This window comes from Streptomyces sparsus, assembly GCF_054776295.1.
The window spans coordinates 1-9,869 of record NZ_BAAHCA010000097.1; the positions used below are offsets into that span (position 1 = coordinate 1).

The window sequence follows — 9,869 nt, forward strand, 5'->3', positions numbered from 1 at the left end:
CCTCCCCCGCCCGCGCTTCCGACCGGCGGACGCGGACACCCGCGGGACCGGACGCGGCGGGGCAGCAGCCCCCGGGCGCCTCAGGGAGTGCGCACCGCGACGGCCGCCAGGTAACCGGGGCCCGCGTCGACGTCGGCCAGGGACCAGCCCGGCAGGGCGGACAGCTGCTCGCCGGTGCCCAGATAGGTGCTCTCCAACCCGCCGGACAGCCCCTCTCCGGTCCCCTTGAGATACGCCTCCTTGCGCACCCAGCAGCGGGCGAACGCGGCCGGACGCTCGGGAGCCGGGCGCCCGGCGATCTCCTCGCGCTCCCTGGGGTGCAGCGCCGACGAGACCTCCCGGGTGACGGCGGCGGTCGGCACCTTCTCCACGTCCACCCCCACCGGCACGGAAGCGAACGCCAGCAGCACCAGGTCCCCGCTGTGCGACAGGGAGAAGTGCACACCACCGCCGCGGACCGCGGGCCGGCCGTGCGGGCCGCCGCACGTCGGGCAGTCCTCATGGGTGAGGACGACCTCGGCCGGCCGCACGCCCAGCAGGCTGCCGAGCAGCCCGCGGAGCGCCAGGTGCGCGACGGCGTACCGGTCGCGGTCCTCCTGCCGCACGTAGGCCGACCACCGGCCGCGTTCCACCTCGTCGAGCTCCGGCGGTGGTCCCTCCGTCACCGCCCGGTGCTCACTCACCCGGAGCAGGTACAGCCGCGGGGCGCGGGCGCTGTCGGGCGGCGCGAGATCCCACGACCCGATGCCTGCGGGCACCACGGTGAGTTCGGGCCGGACACCGGGGTCGGGCATCGGTTCCTCACTTCTCTGACGTACGGCTGTCTCCGAAGGCCGGGAGGGCGTCACACGGACGACGAACTGGCCGGCTGCCTCCCGGGCGACCCGGTGGACTGCCCGGGCGCCACCGCCCATGATCGCCGACGCCGCGTGCCGCGGTCCACGGTCTGCCGCCGTGAGGTGGCCCTGGTCGCAAGTGTGCTCGGACGCACACGGGACCGTGACCCGTCGCGGCAACACCCGGGGACGTGCTCACCGTCAGCGCCTGTGACGCGGCCCCGGCCCACGAAGGCCGGTGATTCACGTCATTCCCCGCCGCGCGGTTCCCGGTCCAATCGACAGGGTCCGGTCGGGAGTCGCCGACCCGCCGTACGGGCCGAGCACCACCCGCGTCGCCCGGACCGGGGAACTCCCGCGCACGTGCCACGACGAAGCGCCGCAGCAGACGACCGGCGCAGCCTGGAAAGGACATCGCACATGTCTCGCCTCAACCGACGCCTGCGAGCAGTCAGCGCAGCGGCCGTCAGCACGATGGTCGCAGTCGCCATCGGCACCTCCACGCCCTCAGCCTCCGCCGCCGCTCCCGTGTACGGCGAGGACTTCTCCGACGGGCTCGGCACCTTCACCGCCTCCGGTTCCGTCAGCACCGGCACGTACGGTGCCCGGTTGCGCGGCTCGCTGCTCTCCGACCCGGCCCTGACGTCCGCACCCGTCGACCTCACCGGGTACAGCGACGTGAGGGTGTCGTACACCCGCGCCACGTCCGGTCTGGACCTCGGTGAGTCGTTCGACGCCGCCTACTCGGTGGACGGCGGCCCCTTCACCACGCTGGAGTCGGCGCGCACCGCCGCGGGCAACGTGTCCTTCCGCCTTCCGGCCTCGGTCGGGGACCGCACGCTGCGGCTGCGGTTCTCCCTGGACGCCGGCAGCCCCCTGGAGACCCTGACCGTCGACGACGTGCTCGTCGAGGCCGAGGGGGACGGCGGCCCCACCGACCCCCCTCCCGGTTCCCTGCCTCCGGTGGCGGACGTGACGGCGCCGGGGCCGTACGCGGTGACCGTCGACAGCAGCGCGGGCCCCGGAGACGACGGGTGGCTCGTGTACCCGACGAACGCCGGCCAGAACGGCGTGGACCATCCGGTCCTCGTCTGGGGCCCCGGAGCGGGGTCGGGCCCGGCGGACTACGAGGACATGCTGCGGCAGTGGGCGTCGCACGGTTTTGTCGTCTACAGCGAGATCTCCTCCAGCGACGGCGACTACATGGTCGAGGCGCTCGACTGGCTGGAGGACCGGAACGCCGCACCGGGCAGCCCGCTGTACCAGGACCTCGACACCTCCGAGGTGGCCTTCGGGGGCCACTCGCGGGGGTCGATCGGTACGTTCGACGTGGCCGACGAGCCACGGCTCGAAACCACCCTCCACGTGGCCGGCGGCTCCTTCGACGGCAACGGCCCGGCCGGTCTGCGCAACCCGGCTCTGTACGTCGGCGGCGACGAGGACTTCGCCACCGCCAACATGGAGCGCGACTACACCAACACCCGCGTACCGGTGTGGTTCAACGTCCTCGACGACACCGACCACGTCATGGCCGCCCGCAACGGCCAGCACGTCATCACCGCCTGGCTGCGCTGGCACCTCGCCGACGAGGAGTTCCGGCGCACCGAGGACTTCCTGAGCCGCACCTGCACGTTCTGCGACCTCGGCGACGTCCGGTACAAGAACTGGTGACGCCGGGCTGACCGGTCGCCGCTGCTCCGCGGCTCGACCCGGAGTGCGGCGGGCGGCGGGTGCTCGGGGGCGGGCTCAGGGTGATCCGAGTGATGATCCTCGCCCGGCGCACAGTACCGGTGAGTGCGCCCCGGTCTCCGGCGCGCGCTGCGCTCCGCTCCGCCCACCCCTCGTCACAGGCGTCTTCCTGTGACGGCCGGTCCTGCCTTGCCACGTTTCTTTGCGGCCGGTGGTTCGTTGGCAGTTGTGCAACATCCATCCGGCCTACAGCGGGGCTGAGGGAGGGGGCGTTGATGGAGGCAGAGGGAGTCCATCACTCCTATGGCGTTCGGAGGGTACTGCGCGGTATCGACGTGGCGCTGCCCGCGGGGTCGGTGGTGGGCATCGTCGGCGAGAACGGGGCGGGCAAGTCGACGCTGCTGAAGATCCTTTCGGGGGAGCTGCGCCCGGACCGGGGCGTGGTCCGGCACGGTGGGCGGTTCGGGTACTGCCCTCAGCAGGTGGTGCTCAACGACGCGTTCACGGTGCGCCAGCACCTGGACTTCTTCGCTGCGGCCTATGACGTCGCGGATCATCGGCGGGCCGAGGAGGTCATGGAGATCCTGGGTTTCGACCAGTACGCCGGCGTCCTGGTGGGGACGCTCAGTGGCGGCACGCGGCAGAAGCTGAACCTGACGCTCGCGGTGATGCACGACCCGCAGGTGCTGCTGCTGGACGAGCCGTACCAGGGCTTCGACTGGGAGACGTACCTGCGCTTCTGGGATCTGGTCGGAGACCTGCGTGCGGCCGGCCGATCGGTCCTCGTCGTCTCGCATCTGGCCTACGACACCGATCGGCTCGATCAGGTGTGGCGGTTGCGGGACGGTGTGCTGCACGGACGGCAGGAGGGCGTGTGGTGAAGCGCGGAGTGCGGTTGTTCAGGATCGCCACGCGTCATGGCCTGGTGGAGCACGCCAGGAACCGGTTCGCCATGCTGCTCGTGGCGGTGTTCTTGCCGGTGTGGGTCATGATGACGGGCTGGGCCATCGCCGAGGAGCCGGTGCAGTTCCGGCTGCACGGCACCGGTCACGTGCTGACCGCCGGAGGCGACAAGATCACCCAGATCACCGGGGCGCTGAACGGAGTCACGCTGATCACCGGGTTCATGATGTTCGCGGCGACCTTCAGTAACGGGGCCTTCGACCGGCGTCTGTCCATGGCCGGGTTCCCCCGGGTTCCGCTGGGGCTGGCGAAGGTCGCCTGCCTGGTCATCGCGTCCGTGGTGGTCTGTTCCTACGCCACCGCGGTCATCTGCTGCTTCTGGTCGCCCAGGCAGCCCGTGCTGCTCGGCACGGCGCTGTTCTGCACGGCGATGACCTACGGCACGCTGGGCGTCGCCCTCGGCACGCTCCTGCGCCGCGAGGTGGAGGGCATGTTCGCCATCGTGATGATCAGTGTCGTGGACCTGGGCTTGCAGAACCCCCTCGCCAGCGGCGGAGCGAACAGCGACATGGTGCGCTGGCTGCCCTCCTACGGTGCCATGCAGGCCGCGACAGCCGCGGGCTTCTCCTCCGCCGTGCCGGCGGTGGACTTCGCCGTCCAGCTGGCCTGGTTCACCGCCGTCGGCCTCATCGGCCTGTTGGCTTTCCACCGGCGTACGCGGTCCGCTCTGACAGCCGCTGTACGGATCGGCCGGCCGGCGGATGCCGACCCGCTGCCGTTCGGGAGGGCGGCGAATCGATGAGGACGGTGTTCCTGCGCCAGCAGCCCGCGCAGGAACACCGTGTTCCTCAAGTTCCCGTAGTTCCCGTAGTTCCCGCGACTAGCGCGGAGACGGGGCTGGGGCGGCAGACCGGCTGATCTCACGGCGCAGTCGCTCCAGGTCCGGGCCCTCCGCTGCGGTATCGGGCTGGTACCTTTCGGAGTCTTCCTGCCGCATGTCGAGGAAAAGCTTCAACATGTCGTAGATCGCCGCATACCGGTTGCCCTGGCCGGAGAGGCCGGGCAACGTGCGGAAGAGCACAGGTACGTACGTGAACACCGCGTTGAACTGGGCACGTTTCTCCGCCACCTGGCGCTCCACACGCTCGATGGCTTCCGCGCGGCTGCACCCCATCTCGTGACGGATCGCCCGGACGAGGTTGTAGGGGACCTGGTCTGCCTCGTCCTGGTCCACTCCCGCCATGTCGTTCTCAGCGAAGATGACGAAGAAGCCGAGGTCCTCAAGGCGTCGGACCATGCGGTGGCTGCGCACCGTCGCCGGCATCTCCCGATCCTGCACGATCTCCGAGCACGCCATGCCGACCTCGAATCCACCGGTCGACCTCCGCAACGACAGCCAGTCCGCCGGTGAGGGGATGTAACCGCTGATGCGGTGGCGCGTCTCACGCTCGCAGGCGTGGAGCCAGTCCTCGATGTTGTCGAGCAACGCCTCCTGCCATCGAACTGTCCTGCCTTTGCACAGGCGTGGCCACAACTGAGCCCAGGACGTCGGGATCGCGCCGGGTGTCCAGGGTTTGCCCGGGTCCTGGCGCAGCGTCGCCACCAGTCCTTCCCTCAGTGCGGTGACGGCTTGCGGGTCTGTCAGCTGCGGATCCTCGAACAGGTCGTCCCACACAGCGAACACCGTGCCCATGGCTGCGCTGGTCCGCTTCCTCTCGAGGAGGCCGTCGTCGCTGCCATCGGCGTTGGTGGCTCCCTCCGCCACCTGGGGAAGGATCCGCTCGATCATCGACAGAGAGCCCGTCAGCCGGTGGTGATCGGCCTCGGCCGGGGTGGCGGCGATGCCGGTGTCCACGAGCCAGTCCTTCATCCACTGCGTGACCTGCCGAGCCTGCGTGCTGTCCTGCGGCTGGGGCGCCTGCCGGACCTGGCGGGGAACGGTCACGGGGCGGGAAGCAGCCGGCCGGTCGAGTACGGCCTGCGCGTAGGCCGTCAGCCCATCGAGCGCATGGGCGCGATCGACAAGACGGGAGAGCTCGTCGGTGGCCCTGACCAGGTGGGCGTCGGCCATCGCCTGTGCCTCCTGCACAGCCCCCGAGGCGAGAACGAGGTCCCGGGCGCGTGCGGCCTCCTCCTGTGTCAGCTCGTTGCCCAGAAGGCGGCCGAGGTCGCGGTCGCGGGAAGCCGCGCGGATCACCGGCAGCGTGTAGACGCCCTCGGACAGATCCGTGTTGACGGGCTTGCCCAGCTCCTCGGCCGTGGACGTCAGATCGAGGATGTCATCGCGCAGCTGATAGGCGTACCCGAACTGCCAGCCGAACCCGGCCAGAGCCTCCTCCCCGTCCTCCTGCCGGCTGTCCTGTCGGCCGCTCTCCTTGTTCGCCTGCATCGCGCCCACCCGGCAGGCCAGGGCGAACAGTTGCGCCGTCTTGCCGCCGATCGCGTCGAAGTACGCCTGCTCGCTGCGCGAGGCCGAATGCAGGTCGGCCGCCTCCATCACCATGCCGGCGCACATCCGCTCGTTCGCCATCGTGCCGGCGACGACTTCACGCTGACCGAGCTGCGCCAGCATGTTGAGGCCGGTGAGCATCACGCAGTCCCCGGCGAGGATGGCGAGGTGCTCACCCCACACCGCGTTGGCGCTGGGGCGGCCCCGGCGCTCGTGAGCGTGGTCCACGACGTCATCGTGGTAGAGCGCGCCCAGGTGCAGGAGTTCGACGGCTGCGGCGGCACGCACGGCCTGGTCATCGGCCGGCACCGAAGGATCCGTTAGAACGTAGTACGAGAGCAGAGCAAGGGTGGGACGGACCAGGCCACGGGACGTCCCGGGCCCTTCCTGAGTGAGCGCGTCGAGTTCGGGTCGGCCCTGGATGCGCACCGGTCCCAAAGCGTCACGGACCCTTTCCAGGTCTGCCTCCAGACACGGAAAAGCGGCCGGGTCGACCCCAGAGAATGGCATGCTGCGCTCCTGACACTGGTCGGTGTTCAACGAGCGGGAGGACAGCCGACACGCAGCAGCAGGACGTCGCCGTATCCGCTCCCCGTTGTGACCGCCCCCGCGCCTCGCCACCAGAAAACAGAAACCTGTGACAGCGTGCGTACAGTCCCGGCTTAAACCGCCTAATCGCATGAACTGGCCGAATCTGCTGATCTGTGACTTCGGCCAGAGAGCCCTTCTCCGACCTCTCCGCGTAGCGCGGGCCCTTCGGCCCGGCTGAGGCGTTCGGCGAGAGCGCCGGCTGAGTCGTGCACCTGCGCGCGCAGGTCGTCCAGGTCTACGCCGACGAGGCGCCCGGCCCATTTGCGGACGCGGCCGGCGACCCAGACCGAGGTGATGTTGCCACGGTCGGCGCCCAGCACGAGAGTCCCGATCGGGTCGTGCAGCGGCATCGTGTTGAGGTCCTCGGCGTCGACGACGACGAGATCAGCCTGCTTCCCCGGAGTGAGGGACCCGGTGGTGTCGTCGAGTCGGAGCGTGCGGGCGCCGGACAGCGTCGCGAAGTCGAGGACGTCCCGGGTGGTGATGCGTACCGGCTTGTTGTCGGTGCCGTAGGCGGCGTGCACGGCGCGCATGCGCTGGACGGCCAGCAGCGTACGCATCTGCGTGAACATGTCCGACGCGAGCGCGACCTCGACGTCCACGGAGAGTCCGGGCCGGATGCCGTGTTCGAGTGCCTCGTCGACGGGCGGGACAGCGTCCTCGAGGCCGATCTGTGTGTCGGAGGTCGGCGCGAGGGACACGGTGACGCCGGTGTCGCGCATCGCGGACCACGCGTCGGCGGACAGGGCCGTCGAGTGGATCGACTCGATGTGCGGCCCGAGCAGTCCTTCTCGCTCCCACCGCACGATCGCCTCGGATGCGGCCGGCCCGAACATGACGTCGAGGCTCACTCCGATGTCGAGGTCGGCGGCGACCCGGGCCAGGTCGTGGCCGTAGGCGAGGCGTGCGCCGGCGATGTCGGGGGTGGCGAGTGCGGCGAGGCGCAGCGTGAGGAGTTGGTCGTCGGTGGAGAACCAGGTCTCCCGGAGTCGTGCCAGGTCGTGCGGCCACTGCTGGTCCCAGGCGCCGAAGTGGGGGGCCATCGACGCGTGCACTCCGCGGATGCCGGCTTCTTGCAGCGCGGTGATCGCGGCGTCGGAGTGCTCGCGGGTGCGGGAGTTGTGGGAGAAGTCGAGCATCGTGGTGATGCCGCCGTCGAGGGCCGTGAGCGCCGCCAGGCGGGTTCCGACGTACATGTCGTGCGGCTCGTACAGCGGTGCGGTCCGCATGAGCGTGGACTGGAGGTAGCCGGCGAGGTCGTCGACGTCGGGAATGGTACGCCGCATCTGGCTCTGCCACGCGTGCCGGTGCGTGTCCACGAAGCCGGGCGCCACCAGGGATCCCGACACGTCGACGACGATCGCGCCCGCGGCCGTCAGGCCGCGGCCGACCTGCGCGATCCGGTCACCGTGCAGGAGGACGTCGGCGCGTTCGAGGGTGCCGAGCGCGGGGTCCATGGTCACCACGGTGCCGCCGGTGAGCAGGACGAGACGATGGGGGTCCTGTTCCGCGGCTGTGAAGGTGGCGGGGAGGGGGCCGGCGGTGGTGAAGGTGCTGGTGACGGGGGTCATGCGCCTCAGCCTCCCCGCGAGCGGGGTGCGGGAGAAGGCCGTGTCCCTCCTGGGTGGGCTGAGGCCAGGCTTGCTGCCGCCGGGCCGCCTGGCCTGCACGACCACGCCACGAGGGGGTGTGCTGCGCGGGGAGGGCGAAGCCCGTCAGGGTTGGAAGGGCATGGTCCAGCAGTTGGAACCGGCGGGTGCGCCCGCGAGACGGTCGGTCAGCCAGGCGATCGCCTTGCCCTGGTCGGTGAGGAGCGGGGCCAGGTGGTTGGTGAGGATCTTGTCACCGAGGTCGGGCAGTGCGATGGCGTCATAGGTGACATTGCCGCCCTTGCGGCACCAGTCCACGGCCAGTTGGCGGGCTTGGCCGTGCGGGACGATGTCGTCCTGCACACCGGTTGCCACGCGCACCGGCCCCGCGGGCTTGAGCCGGCCGATGCGCTGCTTGTCGAGAGCGGCCCGCGCGTGCGGCTCGTCCGCGATGACCTCGCCGAGGGACCTGCCGGAGGTGGTCCACTTGCTGCTCCTGGTGAAGCCGTAGCCGAACAACGCGTCGCCGACGCACATGGTCGACGCGTCCTTCAGCGCGGCCTTGCCGGTGGTGTTGATGTTGCCCTCGATGATCTTCCGCAGGTCCGGGTCGGACTGGGTGAAGCCGTTGACCGACCAGGCCAGTGCGCCGGCCAGGGCGCTGCCGTCGATGCCCTTCATCACCGAGGTCAGGTCCGCGGGCGGGGCACCGGCGTAGGTGCCGGCCAGTCGGACGTCGGGCGCGTAGGTGGGTTGCAGTTCGGCCGCTGCGGCGCTGGCACCGCCACCCTGGCTGTAGCCGTACAGGCCGGTCCGCGACTGCGCGGTGACGGACGCTCCGGGTACGGCCCTCGCGGCGCGGGCCGCGTCGAGCAGGGCGTGTCCTTGGTCGAGGCGGTTGACGTAGGTGTGGAGCCGGTCGGTCGCGCCCAGTCCGACGTAGTCGGTGACGACGACCGCGGCCCCGGTGGAGAGCAGCCGGTAGATCGACAGTGCCTCGTAGCCGACCGAGACGGTGTCGCCTCGCAGGTTCAGTGGGTACTGCAACGCCATCGAGGCCGCGCACTGGTCGCCCTGGCCCATCGTGCCCGAGGCAAGGGCCACCAGTGGGCGCGGGCCGGCACCCTTCCAGGGGGCCGACGGTTCGATGTAGGCACCGGTCACGGCGACGGGCTGTCCGGCGGAGTCGGTGGACCTGTACATCAGCCGGGTGGCGGTGCCCGGCATCCGGCGGCCGTCCAGGCCGGGAATGCTCAGCCCCAGAGGGAGGGGTTCGGTGCGGATGACCTCGCCGTTGGCGGTGGGCAGTTCGGCGGGCGGGTTGTAGAACGCGGGCATGGTCACGCCTCGGGACACCACGGGTCCCGGCCCGGCGTCGGCGGCGCTCACGGGGGCGGCGTGGATGCCCGTGCATGCAGCCGCGACGACGGCGGCGGTGATCATGCGGGTGCCGCCCGCGCTCCTTCGACGGCTGGGTCGGACGGCCGGACGCGGCGCGCCGGAAGATGGACTTGTACGTGCGGTCCTACGGCTCACGACTCACTCCTCGGGGGCTCCGATGCAGGTGAGCGCACGCTACCAGCGGTAACTTACCGCCGGTAACCAGCGGGTGAGTCACGCTCCCGTAACTGTTGCCATGACCTCTCCCACGTCTGCCGCCGTCAACGAACGGCTTTCGTATCCGCGAGGAACCACGAGCGTCCTCGCCCCACCGCTTGCTCGCGCTCCGGGCAGGCGCGAAGGCCGCCCGCCGATCACTCGGGCGCACGTCATCCGCGGGCCGCGGGGTCGCGGGCGGCGCCGAGGGCGGCG

Annotated in this window: 7 protein-coding genes; 3 read left to right on the top strand and 4 right to left on the bottom strand. The window is 70.7% G+C overall.

Features of this window, described 5'->3' with window-relative positions:
- Window positions 1–80: 80 nt before the first annotated feature.
- Complete coding sequence (locus ACYVE9_RS08155) at window positions 81–794, bottom strand: 4'-phosphopantetheinyl transferase family protein (RefSeq protein WP_461027065.1); 714 nt, start codon at window positions 792–794, stop codon at window positions 81–83.
- Window positions 795–1,256: 462 nt separating this feature from the next.
- On the opposite strand from ACYVE9_RS08155, the gene ACYVE9_RS08160 reads away from it, so the two are divergent.
- The 3 genes from ACYVE9_RS08160 to ACYVE9_RS08170 all read left to right on the top strand — a co-directional run bounded on the left by ACYVE9_RS08160 (window position 1,257) and on the right by ACYVE9_RS08170 (window position 4,230).
- A complete protein-coding gene (locus ACYVE9_RS08160; RefSeq protein WP_461027066.1) occupies window positions 1,257–2,507 on the top strand; it encodes a poly(ethylene terephthalate) hydrolase family protein in 1,251 nt (416 codons plus the stop codon).
- A gap of 293 nt (window positions 2,508–2,800) precedes the next feature.
- Window positions 2,801–3,406: an ABC transporter ATP-binding protein gene (locus tag ACYVE9_RS08165; RefSeq protein ID WP_461027067.1), complete on the top strand. Its 606-nt coding sequence runs from the start codon at window positions 2,801–2,803 to the stop codon at window positions 3,404–3,406.
- Entirely contained in the window at window positions 3,400–4,230 is an 831-nt protein-coding gene (locus tag ACYVE9_RS08170) for an ABC transporter permease (protein ID WP_461027068.1), read from the top strand. Before ACYVE9_RS08165 ends, ACYVE9_RS08170 begins: the two co-directional genes overlap by 7 nt.
- Window positions 4,231–4,308: 78 nt before the next feature.
- Here ACYVE9_RS08170 and ACYVE9_RS08175 read toward each other — a convergent pair whose 3' ends face one another.
- From ACYVE9_RS08175 to ACYVE9_RS08185, 3 genes are all read right to left on the bottom strand, one after another.
- Window positions 4,309–6,417 (bottom strand): polyprenyl synthetase family protein, encoded by a 2,109-nt coding sequence (locus ACYVE9_RS08175; protein ID WP_461027069.1) that lies wholly within the window; start codon window positions 6,415–6,417, stop codon window positions 4,309–4,311.
- Window positions 6,418–6,548: 131 nt separating this feature from the next.
- Window positions 6,549–8,039 carry an amidohydrolase family protein gene (locus ACYVE9_RS08180; RefSeq protein WP_461027070.1) on the bottom strand — a complete coding sequence of 497 codons (1,491 nt, stop codon included), beginning with the start codon at window positions 8,037–8,039 and terminating at the stop codon, window positions 6,549–6,551.
- Window positions 8,040–8,183: 144 nt separating this feature from the next.
- Window positions 8,184–9,500 (bottom strand): lipase family protein, encoded by a 1,317-nt coding sequence (locus ACYVE9_RS08185; RefSeq protein ID WP_461027071.1) that lies wholly within the window; start codon window positions 9,498–9,500, stop codon window positions 8,184–8,186.
- Window positions 9,501–9,869: the final 369 nt, after the last annotated feature.

What these genes read in the sequence shown, in the direction of transcription:
- ACYVE9_RS08165 (WP_461027067.1), top strand. Translation starts at nt 2,801, where the DNA reads ATGGAGGCAGAGGGAGTCCATCACTCCTATGGCGTTCGGAGGGTACTG.
- ACYVE9_RS08160 (WP_461027066.1), top strand. Translation starts at nt 1,257, where the DNA reads ATGTCTCGCCTCAACCGACGCCTGCGAGCAGTCAGCGCAGCGGCCGTC.
- ACYVE9_RS08185 (WP_461027071.1), bottom strand. Translation starts at nt 9,500, where the DNA reads ATGATCACCGCCGCCGTCGTCGCGGCTGCATGCACGGGCATCCACGCC.
- ACYVE9_RS08180 (WP_461027070.1), bottom strand. Translation starts at nt 8,039, where the DNA reads ATGACCCCCGTCACCAGCACCTTCACCACCGCCGGCCCCCTCCCCGCC.
- ACYVE9_RS08155 (WP_461027065.1), bottom strand. Translation starts at nt 794, where the DNA reads ATGCCCGACCCCGGTGTCCGGCCCGAACTCACCGTGGTGCCCGCAGGC.